Genomic DNA, 16,887 nt, shown 5'->3' with positions numbered 1-16,887 from the left:
ACACATATCGACAACTTAATCACAAAATATAGTAGTGTGGATAAAACTTGTCTACAACAGATTGAATTTGTGGATAAGTCTCAAAACCCCATTGCGCTTCACGCTTTTTTTTGGTATTATATTTGTGTTTTAACATGTGTACATTTGAAAATTAAATTTCACTTTTCCACAACGTGTGGATAACCTGTGGACATTTGTTCACAGCCCTGTTAACTTACTTATCAACATAAATGTGGATAACGTACATAACTAATTGTAAGTATTAGTATATCTATGTTCTACTATCCACAATCAAATATTTTTTATGCATTAGTTGATTCGTACAATACGCCTTTCCATCTTTCTTTATTCCACATTACCTGAAAGATTGAGAGAGGCTTTTTCTTTCAATACATTTACCTGAAAGGAGTGAACCGATTCTTGGAGAATATTGAAGAACTATGGGTAGCAACGTTAGAAAAAGTCGAAGAAAAAATTAGTAAGCCAAGTTTTGATACATGGCTGAAAAATACAAAAGCAGAAACATTAGAGAAAGATTTATTAATCATATCCGCACCTAACGAATTTGCAAGAGATTGGTTAGAGGGACGATATACAGAATTAATTTCCGACATTTTATTTGAACTAACAGGTGCTAGATTAACAATCAAATTTGTTATCCCAGAATCAAATACTGAGGTTGAAGATATAAAACCTACACCAAAAAATAAACCAAATGTAAACAACAATCAGGGATCTGACGTACCTAAATCAATGTTAAATCCGAATTATACATTTGATACATTTGTCATCGGTTCTGGAAATCGCTTTGCTCATGCGGCATCACTAGCAGTTGCAGAAGCTCCTGCTAAGGCTTATAATCCTCTATTTATCTATGGAGGAGTAGGACTTGGAAAAACGCATTTAATGCACGCGATCGGTCACTATGTCCGGGACCACAATCCAGATGCCAAAGTTGTCTATCTTTCATCTGAGAAATTTACCAATGAATTTATTAATGCAATTATGGATAATAAAACGATAAATTTCCGCAATAAATATCGTAATGTCGATATCTTATTAATTGATGATATTCAATTCATAGCTGGAAAAGAATCGACCCAGGAAGAATTTTTCCATACATTCAATGCATTACACGAGGAAAATAAACAAATTATTATTTCCAGTGACAGACCACCAAAAGAAATTCCGACGCTTGAAGATCGCTTACGTTCGCGATTTGAATGGGGTTTGATTACAGATATTACACCACCAGATTTAGAAACGAGAATTGCAATATTAGGTAAGAAAGCGAAAGCAGAGGGACTTGACATTCCAAATGAAGTGATGCTTTATATTGCTAACCAAATTGATACCAATATTCGTGAACTAGAAGGTGCATTAATTCGTGTTGTTGCTTATTCATCGTTAGTTAATCAGGATATTGATGCCTCACTTGCAGCTGATGCATTAAAAGATATTATTCCTAGCAGCAAGCCACGGGTAATTACGATTCAAAAGATTCAAGAAGTTGTTGGAGAAAAGTACAGTGTCAAATTAGAGGACTTTATTGCGAAAAAACGTACTAAATCAATCGCCTTTCCTAGACAAATTGCGATGTATTTATCACGTGAGCTAACAGACTTCTCCTTACCTAAAATTGGCGAAGAATTTGGCGGACGTGATCACACAACAGTTATCCATGCCCATGAAAAAATATCAAAAATGATGGAAAATGATAACCTTATAAACAAAGACATCGAAGAAATAAAAGAACAATTAAAATCTATTTAACTTGTCCACATGTGAATAGTGTGAAAAAAGTTGCAAACTTATCAACAATCTATCCACACCTGTGAATACTTTTATTTATTCATAAAAACAAGGTTATCCACATACTCACAAGCCTTATTACTATTATTACTATATTTTTATAAAAAAAAATAATATAAAGAACTTCCATTAGGAGGATTTATTTCATGAAATTTATAATTCAACGCGATCAATTAATCGCAAGTGTACAAGATGTAATGAAAGCAATATCGTCACGAACAGCAATTCCAATTTTGACTGGAATGAAAATCGAAGCTAAACAACATGGAATAACATTAACAGGAAGTGATTCAGACATTTCAATTGAATCATATATACCTGCAGAAGAAGATGGTATTGTACATGTTGAGAACATTGAAGAAGGAAATATCGTTTTACAGGCTAAATATTTTCCGGATATTGTTCGGAAACTCCCTGAAAAAACAGTAGAAATTGAAGCAGATTCAAATTTAAAAGTAACAATTCGTTCTGGCAAGGCAGAATTCAATTTAAATGGACAGGATGCTGAAGAATATCCGCATCTGCCAAAACTACAAACAGAAAGTAGTTTCAAAATTCCTACTGACTTAATGAAAAGTCTTATAAAACAAACAGTATTCGCGGTTTCAACAATGGAAACTCGGCCCATACTAACAGGGGTTCATTTAAAACTGGAGAATAATAATTTAACCTTTACAGCAACAGATAGTCATCGTCTAGCATCAAGAGAAATTCCAGTCCCCGATGCAAACATAGAATTTCCAAGTGTTGTAGTTCCTGGAAAAAGTTTAAACGAACTTAACAAAATTCTAGATGATACAGAAGAATTGTTAGAAATTAATGTAACAAACAACCAAATTCTTTTCCGTACTAAGCACTTATACTTTTTATCACGTTTACTTGACGGAAATTATCCAGAAACTTCTCGTTTAATACCAGAACAAAGTAAAACAGTAATTCATGCGAATACAAAAGAATTGCTTCATACGATAGACCGGGCTTCCCTTCTTGCAAAAGAGGAACGTAACAATGTTGTTAAACTAGTAACAAATGATAATCAATTTCTTGAAATAACAAGTAATTCACCTGAAGTAGGAAGGGTTGCTGAAGAAATTGCAGTACAATCGATCGAAGGAGAAGAATTAAAAATCTCATTCAGCTCGAAATACATGCTTGATGCTTTAAAAGCAATTGAAAATGACGAAGTAAAGATTGAATTTACTGGAGCAATGCGACCATTTATAATTCGCCCAGCTGATGGAGAATCCATACTACAACTGATTCTCCCTGTACGGACATACTGAAGCAGTGATTAGATGTCGTAAGTTAGAGAAAGAATTCTTATCAAAGGGTAAGGATTCTTTCTTTAGTTTAAGCACTTTTCGCATAGTTTTTTACAATTGATATAAACTGCGACATAAGTGCGGAATAGATTTCACATTTTTCGTTGCTCTCTGTTCCCGCAGCCCGTATACACTCCGCTTTCCGGGGGCGGCTGATGAGCCTCCTCGTGCTACGCACTCCGGGGTCTCACCGATGCCTCATCTCCCCCAGGAGTCTCCGTGTATACGGGCTGCTAGTAAGTTTATATATGCATATTTACATGCTTATATATTTATCCATAAAATAAATGGGATTATTATACACAACACCAGTAAATAGGAGCATTATTTAAAAACTTATACTGCACCAGTCCGGGTGAGCGGAGGGCGGTGACTCCTGCACAGAACAGCACGTGTCCGAAGACCCCGCAGAGTGGTTTTCTCGAGGAGGCTGAGGCCGTGCCCTAAGGTGCGCATCCGCCCGCAGCGATCCCGGACGGCGATTGAGAATTGGACTTAATTATTAAATCATTTACGTCGCATTTTACTTAAACTACAAGGTTAAAAGCAAAAAAATTTCAGATACAACTTTATTTTAAAATCATTTTAAGCCTTTATTTGCCTTTTAAAAACATTTATAAGGACCTTCCTTTCCTTAATGCCAAATCTTTAGTAAAATAGATAGAAGGCGTAAATAATACTATTTAAAAAGAATTTTGGTGAGAAAATTGCATGAAAAAATTGAAATAGGAACGGATTATATTACACTAGGTCAATTTCTAAAGCTTGCTAACATTTTTGAATCGGGTGGAATGATAAAAGGATTTCTACAGGAGCAAGGTGTTATCGTAAATGGCGAAAAAGAATATCGCCGTGGACGTAAGCTTTATGAAAATGATGTTGTTGAAATTGACGGTGCTGGATCATATATAGTTGCACGTAATAAATAAACTAGTAATTTATATTTCTTAACGTAAAAAAGAGGAATTCTCATGCATATTCAACAATTAAAATTAAAAAACTACCGAAACTACGGTGATCTTGATCTTTCGTTTGATGATAAAGTCAATCTTATTATTGGTGAAAATGCACAGGGGAAAACCAATCTGATGGAAGCTATTTATGTTTTAGCATTTTCAAAGTCACACAGAACCCCAAGAGAAAAAGAACTTATCCAATGGGAGCAGGAATATGCTAAAATAGAGGGTAGGATAACAAAGCGAAATCAAAACTTTCCACTTGAAATTATTATTTCAACAAAAGGTAAAAAAGCCAAACTGAATCGAATTGAACAAAAACGTTTAAGCGATTATATTGGAGCACTAAATGTTGTCATGTTTGCTCCAGAGGATTTGACTTTAGTAAAAGGTCCTCCGCAAATACGCAGGCGTTTTATTGATATGGAGCTTGGTCAAATACAGCCCCGCTATATTTATCATCTAGGACAGTACCAAAAAGTGTTAAAACAACGAAATCATCTATTGAAGCAAATGCAACGCAATGTCAAAACAGATCCAACAATGTTAAATGTTTTAACTGATCAATTAATCGAACATGCTGCAACCTTGTTAGAGAGAAGATTTGTATTTCTTGAATTACTCCGTAAATGGGCAAGGCCGATTCATCATGGAATAAGTCGTGAATTAGAAGAGTTGGAAATCAAGTACCATGCGACAATTGAGGTATCAGAAGACGCGAATAAGGAGAAAATAGAAACTATCTACTTGTCCAAATTCAACGAGATACAGGAAAAAGAGATTGAACGTGGAACAACATTAATTGGGCCACATCGTGATGACTTGATTTTCTTCGTAAACAATAAAGATGTACAAACATTTGGCTCACAAGGACAGCAGCGAACAACCGCACTTTCGATTAAGCTTGCAGAGATTGATCTAATCTACAATGAGGTTGGAGAATATCCAATTTTGCTTCTTGATGATGTTCTAAGTGAATTAGACGATTATAGGCAATCCCATTTGTTAAATACCATTCAAGGAAAAGTTCAAACCTTTGTATCCACCACAAGTGTTGACGGAATTAATCATGAAACATTGAAAAAAGCCGAACTTTTCCGTGTGAATAGTGGGACAGTAGTTACATAGAGGTGGTGGAGTAGATGTTTATTCATATTGGTAATGATACAGTGATTCAATCAAAAGATGTTATTTCGATTATCGACCGTAATGTTATATCCTCATCGTCCATTATGGAAGAAATGATGACAAATGCTGAGAAGAACAATATGGTTAAAGGACCTATTGATGACAGTAAATCTGTCGTAATTACAAATGATCAGATTTATTACAGTTCTTTGTCAGTTCCAACATTAAAAAAGCGAACAAGCATGATGTCAATGATAAGTAAGCTTGATGATTACTCTGATGAGATAGAGTAAAAAAATAAAGAAATCGGCTGATTTGTCGATTTCTTCTAATCAGACTTCTCGCCTCTGACCTCTCAAAGATGAGGCTGGAAGCAGAGTCTTTCTAAAGAAACGTGGGTGAAATATATGTCAATTGAAGATAAAATAAACGAACAGTCTTATAATGCTGATCAGATCCAAGTACTTGAAGGCCTAGAAGCGGTACGGAAAAGACCTGGTATGTATATTGGATCAACCAGTGAAAAAGGTTTACATCATCTTGTATGGGAAATTGTTGACAATAGTATTGATGAAGCATTAGCAGGTTACTGTGATCATATTCAGGTTATTATTGAAAAAGACAACAGTATAACGGTAAAGGATAACGGACGTGGTATCCCGGTTGGTATTCAGAAAAAAACAGGAAAACCAGCTCTTGAAGTTATTATGACCGTACTTCATGCCGGAGGAAAGTTCGGTGGCGGGGGATATAAAGTATCAGGTGGTTTACACGGTGTTGGTGCCTCTGTCGTTAATGCTTTATCTAGGAGTTTAGAGGTTTATGTTCATCTTGATGGTAAGATACATTTCTTAGGCTTCGAAAAAGGGAAGCCACTAGATGAAATTAAAGTAATTGGTGATACGGATACCACAGGTACGATTACACATTTCACACCAGATCCAGAAATTTTTACAGAAACAACAACATATGATTTTGAAACATTACAACAGCGGATTAGAGAGCTTGCCTTTTTAAACAAAGGAATTAAAATTTCACTTGAAGATAAACGAACTGATGAAGAGCCTGTCACCTACCATTACGAAGGTGGTATAAGCTCGTATGTTGAATATATAAATCGTAATAAAGAAGTTTTACATGAGCCTTTTTATGCTGAAACAGAAGACCAGCAAATAACCGTTGAGGTTTCTATTCAATACAACGATGGCTTTGCAAGTAATATTTACTCGTTTGCTAACAATATTCACACCTATGAAGGTGGAACACATGAATCCGGGTTTAAAACAGGATTAACGCGAGTGATAAATGACTATGCACGGAAAAATGGTCTTTTTAAAGAAAATGACCCAAATTTAAGTGGTGATGATGTGCGTGAAGGGATGACAGCGATTGTCTCAATCAAACATCCGGACCCACAGTTTGAAGGGCAGACTAAAACAAAACTAGGAAACAGTGAAGTACGAACTGTCACAGATTCTGCATTTAGTGAATCTTTTTCTAAGTTTTTATTTGAAAACCCTTCTGTTGCTAAAATAGTAGTTGAAAAAGGGTTAATGGCATCCCGTGCACGTATGGCAGCAAAAAAAGCACGTGAACTAACACGAAGAAAAGGCGCGTTGGAAATTTCTAATCTTCCAGGTAAGCTTGCTGACTGTTCTTCGAGAAATGCAGAGATAAGCGAATTATACATTGTTGAGGGGGATTCAGCCGGAGGATCTGCTAAACAGGGGCGTGATCGACATTTCCAGGCTATCCTGCCATTACGCGGAAAAATTTTAAACGTGGAAAAAGCAAGATTGGACAGAATCTTATCAAACAATGAAGTGCGTGCGATGATCACGGCAATGGGAGCAGGTATTGCCGAGGATTTTGATATAACAAAGGCAAGGTACCATAAAATCGTGATTATGACAGATGCAGATGTTGATGGGGCACATATACGTACATTGTTATTAACGTTTTTCTATCGGTATATGCGTCCATTAATTGAAAATGGTTATGTTTATATAGCACAGCCACCATTATATAAAATTCAACAAGGGAAAGCGGCACATTACGCTTATAATGATAAAGAACTGGACCGTATCTTAGCAGAAATCCCTAAAAATCCAAAACCAGGAATCCAACGATACAAAGGTCTTGGAGAAATGAATGCTACACAGTTATGGGAAACAACAATGGATCCAGAAACGCGTACATTGCTGCAGGTTGAATTATCGGATGCGATTGATGCCGATCAAGTATTTGATATGTTAATGGGTGATAAAGTTGAACCGAGAAGACATTTTATTGAAGATAATGCACAGTATGTAAAGAATTTAGATATTTAATACAATGGTTAGAAACACATAACAAAGTAATATACATCACGCATAAAGATATTTATTTTTTCAAGATATAGAAAGTATAAAAGTCTAGAGAGGAATTCAGATCATGAAATCTGCAAACCTGCCGATTTCTCCAAGTCTGAATTCCTGCGTCTGACTTTAAGAAAAACGTTTACTGTTTTTCTTTAGGAGGTAATTTAATGTCGGATCAACAACGTTCTAATGTTCAAGAAATAAATCTTAGTCATGAAATGCGTACATCATTTCTGGATTATGCTATGAGTGTAATCGTCTCGCGTGCATTACCAGATGTTCGGGATGGGTTAAAACCGGTACATCGTAGAATATTATATGCTATGAATGATTTAGGTATGCATTCGGATAAACCTCACAAAAAATCTGCCCGTATTGTTGGGGAAGTAATCGGTAAGTATCACCCACATGGTGACTCGGCCGTCTACGAAACAATGGTACGTATGGCACAGGATTTCAGCTATCGTTATATGCTTGTTGATGGTCATGGAAACTTTGGTTCAGTGGATGGTGACTCTGCTGCAGCAATGCGTTATACAGAAGCCCGTATGTCAAAAATTTCAATGGAATTATTACGTGATATTAATAAAGATACAATTGACTATAGGGATAACTATGACGGATCAGAGCGTGAACCAGTAGTATTTCCTTCCCGTTTTCCAAATCTGCTAGTAAACGGAACATCTGGAATTGCGGTTGGGATGGCCACAAATATCCCACCACATAATTTAGGAGAAACCATAGATGCTGTATTAGCTGTTAGTAAAGATCCTGAAATCACGATAGATGAATTAATGGAAAATTATATTTTTGGACCAGACTTCCCTACTGGTGGTTTGATTCTTGGCCGTAGCGGAATTCGTAAGGCATTTGAAACAGGGAAAGGCTCCGTAACAATTCGGGCTAAAGTAAATATTGAAGAGAAAGCAAATGGCAAGTCAACAATTATTGCTACTGAGCTTCCTTATCAAGTTAATAAAGCAAAATTAATTGAAAAAATAGCAGAACTTGTACGTGATAAAAAAATTGACGGCATAACTGATTTACGCGATGAATCAGATCGTAATGGTCTTCGTGTAGTAATCGAACTACGTCGTGATGTTAATGCGAACATTGTTTTAAACAATTTATATAAGTATACATCCCTACAAACTACATTTGGGATCAACACATTAGCATTGGTTGATGGACAGCCTAAAGTATTAACAATTAAACAGTGTTTAGAGCATTATTTAGACCACCAGGTAGTTATCATTAAACGTCGTACAGCCTTTGAATTGCGTAAGGCCGAAGCGCGTGCGCACATTTTGGAAGGTTTGCGTATTGCTTTAGATCACCTTGATGAAGTCATTACATTAATTCGTAATTCAAAAACGGCAGATATTGCACGTGAGGGATTGATGGAACGTTTTGGATTATCTGAAAAGCAATCACAAGCAATTCTAGATATGCGCCTGCAGCGTTTAACTGGCCTAGAGCGTGAAAAAATTGAAAATGAATATAATGAGCTTTTAAAATTAATTAATGAATTAAAAGAAATTTTAGCTAACGAACAAAAGGTATTAGAAATCATTCGTGAAGAGTTGACCGAAATTAAAGAACGTTATGGTGATAAGCGCCGCACGGAAATCACAGTTGGTGGACTGGACTTTATTGAAGATGAAGACCTTATTCCTGAAGAAAACATTGTTATTACGCTTACACATCAAGGGTATATTAAACGTTTGCCTGCATCAACGTATCGTACACAGAAACGTGGTGGACGAGGTATCCAAGGAATGGGAACCAATGAAGATGACTTTGTTGAACATTTAGTATCTACATCGACACATGATACCGTTTTGTTCTTTACAAACAAAGGTAAGGTTTACAAAACAAAAGGTTATGAAGTTCCAGAATTTAGCCGAACTGCAAAAGGGATTCCAATTATTAATCTACTTCAGGTTGAAAAGGATGAGTGGATTAACGCGGTAATTACTGTGAAAGAGTTTTCCGATGATTGGTATTTATTCTTTACGACACGACATGGTATATCGAAGCGGACGAAGTTATCACAGTTTGCAAATATCCGTAAAGGTGGCTTAATAGCTGTTGGCTTACGCGATGAAGATGAACTGATTTCAGTTCGATTAACAGATGGTTCAAAGGATATTATGATCGGTACTCGAAACGGTTATTTAATCCGATTCCCAGAAGAACAAATTCGTTCTATGGGCAGAACTGCTGCTGGAGTAAAAGGTATTTCTCTACGTGGTGATGATGAAGTAGTATCGATGGAAATTTTAGAAGAAGGCAGACAAATACTTCATGTGACCAATAAAGGTATTGGAAAACGTACACCAGAGGATCAATATCGAATTACCAACCGTGGTGGTAAAGGGATTTTCACGTGTAAGTTGGCTGATTCAGACCATGTTGCAGCAGTGAAGGCAGTTACTGGAGAAGAAGATATTATGCTTATTACCGTTGCCGGTGTTCTTATTCGGATTCCTGTAGAAGGTATTTCACAAACTGGTCGTAATACACAAGGTGTACGTTTGATTCGCTTACAGGAAGATGAAGAAGTCGCTACTGTTGCAAAAATCGAACCAGATGACGAGGAAGAAGAATCATCTGAAGATGACGCACAAGAAGTAATTACTGAGGAAAATAAAGAGATTGAAGACGGGGCAGATGAAACAGACGAATAAGTATTACGACAGAATAATATAAAGAGATTGATAAAGTGACTCAGATTAAGGGATATATTCTAGAGTCACTTTATTTATCTTACCTAAACTGGGCAGTAAATTTAAAAGGTCTTATTAGGGGGAGTTAAAATGCATATAGATCCATCACAATTAGTTCCAGGGTGTGTTTTAATCAGTGATGTAAAAGGTAAAACAAATCGACCAATTGTTCCAATGAATACGGTTTTATCCGAAAAACATATTACAGTATTACAAAAGTTTTTAGTGGAGACTGTCGATGTATCTCCTAAGTTGATAAATGGTGAACCATTCACACCAAAAGTCATACATAAGAAAGAATCTATAGGAAAAAGAAAATCAAAAAAGGAATATAATTCACTTGTCGATCATTACTTAGATGTAGTTGATCGTTATAGGAAAGTGTTTGAATCTTGGCAAAATAGTGTTCCTATCGATATGCCACATGTACGTCAAATGCTCATTCCGTTGTTAGAACGTGTTGGCATGGTTGGATCTGATCTATTCACTTTACATCATTCCGTAAAAAAGGAAGACTATTATTATCATCATAGTGTTTCCGTTGCTATTTTTTCAGCTTACCTAGCAAAAAAAATGGGTTATACTAAGGGTGAATGGCTCCAAATTGGTTTAGCTGGTTTTTTAAGTGATTGCGGTATGGCAAGGGTTGATCCTGCCATTGTTAATAAGCAAGGTGCATTAACTTCCAGCGAATTAAATGAAATCAAAAAACATCCAACTTATTCTTATCGGCTTGTTGAGCAAATACCAACAATTACGCAAACAGTAAAATTAGCTATTCTACAGCACCATGAGCGAATGGATGGAAGTGGGTACCCACTTGGTCTTTCCAGGAATAAAATACTTACATATGCCAGAATTATTGCAGTTAGTGATATATACCATGCGATGATATGCGAACGACACTATAAGAAAAAACAATCTCCTTTTAAAGTGATGGAAGAAATACAGAAGGAACAGTTTTCTCAGTTAGATCACAATGTAGTTCAAACATTTGTGTCGAGTCTTGCTAACTTTTCTATCGGTACAAGGGTAAAACTCTCCAATAACTACACCGGCGAAATTGTTTTTATGGAAGAAAAATATCCAACAAGACCAATGGTACGATTAGACGAGAACGACAAGATTGTTATCTTAAAAAATGAACCAAACTTGTATATTGCTGAAATTTTGTAAAGGGTTTGGTGCTATTTATAGAAAATGTGATGTATGCAGTCTGCTTTCCGCTCCTAGCAGTCCCGCAACTTAGGGCGGCTTGTGGTCCTTTGGTGCGCGTAGTGTATTTCCGTAGCGGTGGCGAGCGGGGAGTTACTCACGGTTTGTGTTGACTATTAGATCATATTAAGCATTTAATAAAGCAACAATCTTCTAGAAAACAGCTTTTATGAAAATAACGTCTAAGGGGAAACATATTCTGGTATGGAGATTGTTTAAGAAAGGGATTGTTGCCTGATGGAATACGAAGATAAGGCGAGAGCTGAGTTGGTGCAATGGCGTCAAAAGATAAAGAAGAGATCATCTCTGATAAATCGTCTGTCCAAGAAAGCGCAAATTAAAATAAACGAAAAGATCCCTCAAAAAGCACATACTATCATTACAGAAAGTATTAAAAAAATGGTTCAAGCAACCTTAGTTGGATCAGAATATATGACAAAAAGTCCGGAGAGCTCTCCAGTAACCCTAGAGGAAAAAGAGAATCGGGTTAAAGAAAAAATTGACTCTTATAAGCGAACTGCAGCCGTAGAAGGTGCTGGAACTGGGGCAGGAGGAATATTTTTAGGGTTAGCCGACTTTCCTCTATTATTATCAATAAAGATGCGTTTTCTATTTGAAGTGGCTTCACTTTATGGATATAATACGAAGCTATACGAGGAACGCCTATTTATCCTGCATGTGTTCCAACTGGCATTCTCAAGTGATAAACATCGTAATGAAACCTTAGAACTTATTGAGAACTGGGAAGATCGAAAAGAAGAATTGACTGAGCTTGATTGGCAGTTATTTCAGCAAGAATACCGGGATTATATCGACTTTGTAAAAATGCTTCAGCTTATTCCTGGAATAGGCGCCATTGTTGGTGCGTATGCAAATTATAATTTGCTTGACCAATTAGGAGAAACAGCAATAAATTGCTTTAGAATTCGGTATTTGAACTAAATATTATGAAAAAGTTCATTTCCAAGCAGAAGTGGCATTTTCTCTGCCGTTACATCTAAAAATTGTTTAATAAATGGATAATCAATTTCTGCCTTTGTAGCCAGTAGTTCACCCCACCACTCTGTTTCATATCGACTAATCATACTTAAATTGTATAAAAGTAAATAATGTATCAGCACCTCTGGAATTACAAGGAAATTATCCCTGTGTCTTGGAAAATAGATTTCACCTTTTTTAAAATGAAAGAAGAATGGACCTGTTGAACTGTTTAACGGCTTTTCCAATTCCACATATATATAGTTTGCCTTTACACTCAAATTAGTTATTTTAGGCAAATGTGAAGTAATTCGTTTTACAAATGTATTTTTAGTTAAGTGATAGCTGTCTAACAGTTCAATAGGAAAATGCAGTGTTGTTGCATTTAGTTTACCAATCGAAACTAGCTTTTCATCATTGCTGTATGTAAATAAATCGTTCATTTCGGGAATAAGTGCTAGTAGATCTCGCATCTTAATCTTTTCAAATGGTACATGCTCGAATAAGTATAAATGTTTTGCTACATACGAAAATAGTCCGTTATGCTGTGTTTTAACTTCATCCTGCATGAACGTGTACTGCTTTTTTTTTCGTTTTCTTGTTGAAACCCCGTGCGCTAATATAGCTGTTGATTCAGGGTAATTGGGACGTTTTGTTAGTAGACATGCTTTCAGTAAATGGGTTGTACCATAAAACAACAGAAGCGGCTGCAATAGTGTTTCTAATTGTTTCGCGTTTGCAAAAAAACGGTTCCCATGATCAATATAATAAAGAAATGCATTGCAGTTTTCGTAACTTTTCGCTTCTGCATCAATTCCATTTATATTTTGATAGCATTGATGCAAATAGTTATGACCTGTTTCTTGTGATAATAAATACCTATAAAATGATTGTCTTTCTCGTTCCCACATAATTTTCTCCTCAGAACTATTAAAATATTTAGAATCTATTTTCTTTTATATCGTACTAATTCTTTTGTTGAAAAAGCGTTATTGATACCGTATTGTAAATAACAATAATAGTTTAACCAGTGTGTTAAAAAATACACATTCAAATAGCATTCCAGCTAACTTTAAAGGAGGATAACCATGCGAGCAGATAAGTTTTCTAAAGAAGGTTTAACGTTTGATGATGTGTTATTAGTTCCTGCAAAATCAGAGGTATTACCGAAGGATGTTTCTGTTGAAACGGAGCTTTCAGCTAATTTAAAGCTTAAGGCACCATTAATTAGTGCAGGAATGGATACGGTAACAGAAGCTAAGATGGCGATTGCAATGGCACGTCAAGGTGGTTTTGGTGTGATTCACAAGAATATGTCGATTGAGGATCAAGCTGAGCAAGTTGATCGTGTAAAACGTTCAGAAAGTGGTGTTATAACGAATCCATTTTTCTTAACACCAGAACATCAAGTGTACGATGCTGAACATCTTATGGGGAAATTCCGTATTTCTGGTGTACCAATTGTAAATAGTATTGAAGAGCAAAAGTTAGTAGGAATTATAACGAATCGAGATTTACGTTTTATTCAGGATTATTCTATTTTAATAAAAGACGTGATGACTAGTGAAAATCTTGTTACAGCCCCTGTTGGCACAACGCTCGATGAAGCAGAAAAAATCCTTCAGCAATATAAAATAGAAAAGTTACCACTTATTGATGAAGATGGTATGTTAAAAGGATTAATAACAATAAAAGATATCGAAAAAGTAATTGAATTTCCAAATGCAGCAAAGGATGTACACGGTAGATTACTTGTTGGAGCTGCCGTTGGTGTAACAGCGGACGCGATGAAGCGGATAGAAAAGTTAGTTGATGCAGGTGTTGATGTAGTCGTAATCGATACAGCTCATGGGCATTCAAAAGGTGTGCTGGATCAGGTTAGAGAGGTTAGAAACGCTTATCCTAATTTAGATATTATTGCCGGAAACGTTGCAACTGTTGAAGCTACGAAAGATTTAATTGAAGCAGGAGCTACAATTGTGAAGGTTGGAATTGGCCCTGGGTCTATTTGTACGACAAGAGTAGTTGCTGGAGTTGGAGTACCACAAATCACAGCTGTATATGATTGTGCTGCAGCTGCCGAAGAATATGGTGTCCCTGTCATTGCTGATGGTGGTATTAAATATTCAGGGGATATTGTAAAGGCACTAGCATCTGGTGCACACGCAGTTATGCTCGGTAGTATGTTTGCAGGTGTATCAGAAAGCCCAGGTGAAACGGAAATCTTCCAGGGCAGACGCTATAAAGTCTATCGTGGAATGGGATCTGTCGGTGCCATGAAAGCAGGATCAAAGGACCGTTACTTCCAGGAATCAGAAGAATCGAAAAAACTTGTTCCAGAAGGTATTGAAGGACGAGTAGCTTATAAAGGACCTCTTGCTGATACAGTACATCAATTACTAGGTGGTTTGCGTGCAGGGATGGGATATTGTGGAACAGATTCCATCAATTCTTTGCGAAATGATGCACGGTTTATTCGGATTACCAATGCAGGTCTAAGGGAGAGTCATCCACACGATGTACAGATTACAAAAGAAGCTCCTAACTACTCTGTTTAAGCAAAAATAGTGTTTAAATAATTTATTGTATAACGATAACGGTAGTGATTACCTATAAGAAATATCAATAGATAGGGATTATTCCCTGTCTATTTTTTTGTCGATTATTGTGGTAAAATATCAAAGATGTAATCTATTTTGGGTGGAGGTAGAGAAAGTGAAACACAAATTAAAGAGAAATTTGTCACTATTACTTGTAGGACTTGTAATGTTGACAACAATACTAGCACAGCCACTTTCCTCACAGGCAGCAGAGGTAGAAGTTGATGCTGAGTCAGCAATTTTAGTAGACGCGGAAACAGGTAAGATTTTATTTGAAAAGAATTCGGATATGGCACTACCCCCTGCTAGTATGACCAAAATGATGACTGAATACCTCGTATGGGAAGCCATCGAATCGGAACAAATCAGCTGGGATACTACAACACAGATAAGTGACTATCCATACAGTATATCTGCAAACGCAAATTTTTCCGGTATCGGATTAACACAGGATAAAGCATATACAGTAAAACAATTATATGATGCTATGGCTATTTTTTCAGACAATGGTACAACAATTGCACTAGCAGAGCTCATTGCAGGTTCTGAAGGTGAATTTGTTAAAATGATGAATAAAAAAGCAGAGGAAATGGGATTACCAGATTATAAGTTTGTAAATTCCACAGGGTTACCTAATTCACTGCTTGGAGAAAATGTTCCAGAGGGTACAGATCCCAATGCTAATAATCTATTATCAGCTAGATCTGCAGCCTTACTTGCATACAACCTAATTAAAGATCATCCAAAAGCTTTGGAAGTATCAAAAGTTACAGAAACAGATTTTGAAGGACATCATGTTGAGAATTTGAACTGGATGTTGCCACATGATGCAACATTCATAAAGCAATTTCATTATGAAGGTGTTGATGGGTTAAAAACAGGTCACACTGACCTTGCAGGATATTGTTTTACAGGAACTGTTGAACGTGATGGACAACGATTAATTTCTGTAGTTATGAAAACGGATAGTAAAGCGAAACGTTTTCAGGAAACTGAGAAATTATATAACTATGGTTTTACAAACTATCAAACGAAAGAGCTTTTCGCTAAAGGTTATCAACTAGAAGGACAAAAATCACTTCCTGTAGCAAAAGGGAAAAAAGATACTGTTGAAATTGCTACAAAAAATGCAATAAAAGTACCAGTTACGAAAGAACAAGAAGAAAAATATACGATTAAATACACAATCGATAAAGATAAATTAAATAAAGATGGTGAATTGAAAGCACCAATTAAAAAAGGTGAGAAAATAGGTACTGCTGAGGTTATTTTTGAAGGAGAAAATGATTATGGCTATATTTTTAACGCTGAGTCTAATAACACAGTAGATATTGTAACAAAAGGTGCTGTTGAGAAAGATAATTGGTTTATGCTTTTACTTGGATCAATCGGTAACTTCTTTGGTAATTTATTTTCAACAATTGTCGATACTGTTAAAGGTTGGTTCTAAGTAGTACAATTAATAAAGGTAGGCTTATAAAAAGTTTATTGTTTTATTTTTATACAAAAGGCATGAAATTCGACGTAAATGTTCACATTTTTTGTGTTTTTTGCCTCGCAGCCCTAAACACTCCGCTTTCCGGGGGGCGGCTGGTGAACCTCCTCGTGCTATCGCATCTTCGGGGTCTCACCGATGCTTCATCTTCCCCAGGGGTTTCCGTGTATACGGGTAGTTAGTAAGAAAATATATGCTTTTTCTATTTTCTCATCTTCATCAATATATGAGATTATAAAGCCCCACATCAGTGGAGGAAATACACGGAGACTCCTGTGGGAAAGCGAAGACG

12 protein-coding genes are annotated in these 16,887 nt (G+C 36.2%); 11 read left to right on the top strand and 1 reads right to left on the bottom strand.

Annotated features, from left to right (window positions below; all coding sequences use genetic code 11):
- The first annotated feature begins 420 nt into the window (after positions 1-420).
- From dnaA to CS937_RS13245, 9 genes are all read left to right on the top strand, one after another.
- Entirely contained in the window at positions 421-1,773 is a 1,353-nt protein-coding gene (gene dnaA / locus CS937_RS13285; RefSeq protein WP_099158967.1) for a chromosomal replication initiator protein DnaA, read from the top strand.
- Positions 1,774-1,958: 185 nt separating this feature from the next.
- Positions 1,959-3,095: a DNA polymerase III subunit beta gene (gene dnaN, locus CS937_RS13280; protein ID WP_099158966.1), complete on the top strand. Its 1,137-nt coding sequence runs from the start codon at positions 1,959-1,961 to the stop codon at positions 3,093-3,095.
- Between the two features lie 746 nt (positions 3,096-3,841).
- Complete coding sequence (yaaA, locus tag CS937_RS13275) at positions 3,842-4,063, top strand: S4 domain-containing protein YaaA (protein ID WP_099160061.1); 222 nt, start codon at positions 3,842-3,844, stop codon at positions 4,061-4,063.
- A 42-nt stretch (positions 4,064-4,105) separates the two neighbouring features.
- Complete coding sequence (gene recF, locus CS937_RS13270) at positions 4,106-5,218, top strand: DNA replication/repair protein RecF (RefSeq protein WP_099158965.1); 1,113 nt, start codon at positions 4,106-4,108, stop codon at positions 5,216-5,218.
- 14 nt (positions 5,219-5,232) lie between these two features.
- A complete protein-coding gene (gene remB, locus CS937_RS13265; protein ID WP_099158964.1) occupies positions 5,233-5,511 on the top strand; it encodes an extracellular matrix regulator RemB in 279 nt (92 codons plus the stop codon).
- A 114-nt stretch (positions 5,512-5,625) separates the two neighbouring features.
- Positions 5,626-7,548 carry a DNA topoisomerase (ATP-hydrolyzing) subunit B gene (gene gyrB, locus CS937_RS13260; RefSeq protein WP_099158963.1) on the top strand — a complete coding sequence of 641 codons (1,923 nt, stop codon included), beginning with the start codon at positions 5,626-5,628 and terminating at the stop codon, positions 7,546-7,548.
- Positions 7,549-7,745: 197 nt separating this feature from the next.
- Entirely contained in the window at positions 7,746-10,268 is a 2,523-nt protein-coding gene (gene gyrA / locus CS937_RS13255; RefSeq protein WP_099158962.1) for a DNA gyrase subunit A, read from the top strand.
- 129 nt (positions 10,269-10,397) lie between these two features.
- Positions 10,398-11,483 (top strand): HD-GYP domain-containing protein, encoded by a 1,086-nt coding sequence (locus CS937_RS13250; protein WP_099158961.1) that lies wholly within the window; start codon positions 10,398-10,400, stop codon positions 11,481-11,483.
- Between the two features lie 273 nt (positions 11,484-11,756).
- Positions 11,757-12,464, top strand: coding sequence for an EcsC family protein (locus CS937_RS13245; RefSeq protein ID WP_099158960.1), 708 nt, complete (start codon positions 11,757-11,759; stop codon positions 12,462-12,464).
- On the opposite strand, the gene CS937_RS13240 is transcribed toward CS937_RS13245, so the two are convergent.
- A complete protein-coding gene (locus tag CS937_RS13240; protein WP_099158959.1) occupies positions 12,461-13,411 on the bottom strand; it encodes a YaaC family protein in 951 nt (316 codons plus the stop codon). The genes CS937_RS13245 and CS937_RS13240 overlap by 4 nt on opposite strands.
- 177 nt (positions 13,412-13,588) lie before the next feature.
- Here CS937_RS13240 and guaB point away from each other — a divergent pair, with 177 nt between their 5' ends.
- A complete protein-coding gene (gene guaB, locus CS937_RS13235; RefSeq protein ID WP_099158958.1) occupies positions 13,589-15,058 on the top strand; it encodes an IMP dehydrogenase in 1,470 nt (489 codons plus the stop codon).
- A 157-nt stretch (positions 15,059-15,215) separates the two neighbouring features.
- Positions 15,216-16,550: a serine hydrolase gene (locus CS937_RS13230; RefSeq protein WP_099158957.1), complete on the top strand. Its 1,335-nt coding sequence runs from the start codon at positions 15,216-15,218 to the stop codon at positions 16,548-16,550.
- The last annotated feature ends 337 nt before the right edge of the window (positions 16,551-16,887 follow it).

This window comes from Virgibacillus ndiopensis (assembly GCF_900187325.1).
Lineage (GTDB): Bacteria > Bacillota > Bacilli > Bacillales > Amphibacillaceae > Virgibacillus_E > Virgibacillus_E ndiopensis.
Note: the sequence above shows the minus strand (reverse complement) of the source record. Positions and strands in the feature narration are given on the sequence as shown.

What these genes read in the sequence shown, in the direction of transcription:
- CS937_RS13250 (WP_099158961.1), top strand. Translation starts at nt 10,398, where the DNA reads ATGCATATAGATCCATCACAATTAGTTCCAGGGTGTGTTTTAATCAGT.
- gyrB (WP_099158963.1), top strand. Translation starts at nt 5,626, where the DNA reads ATGTCAATTGAAGATAAAATAAACGAACAGTCTTATAATGCTGATCAG.
- gyrA (WP_099158962.1), top strand. Translation starts at nt 7,746, where the DNA reads ATGTCGGATCAACAACGTTCTAATGTTCAAGAAATAAATCTTAGTCAT.
- guaB (WP_099158958.1), top strand. Translation starts at nt 13,589, where the DNA reads ATGCGAGCAGATAAGTTTTCTAAAGAAGGTTTAACGTTTGATGATGTG.
- remB (WP_099158964.1), top strand. Translation starts at nt 5,233, where the DNA reads ATGTTTATTCATATTGGTAATGATACAGTGATTCAATCAAAAGATGTT.
- CS937_RS13240 (WP_099158959.1), bottom strand. Translation starts at nt 13,411, where the DNA reads ATGTGGGAACGAGAAAGACAATCATTTTATAGGTATTTATTATCACAA.
- recF (WP_099158965.1), top strand. Translation starts at nt 4,106, where the DNA reads ATGCATATTCAACAATTAAAATTAAAAAACTACCGAAACTACGGTGAT.
- dnaN (WP_099158966.1), top strand. Translation starts at nt 1,959, where the DNA reads ATGAAATTTATAATTCAACGCGATCAATTAATCGCAAGTGTACAAGAT.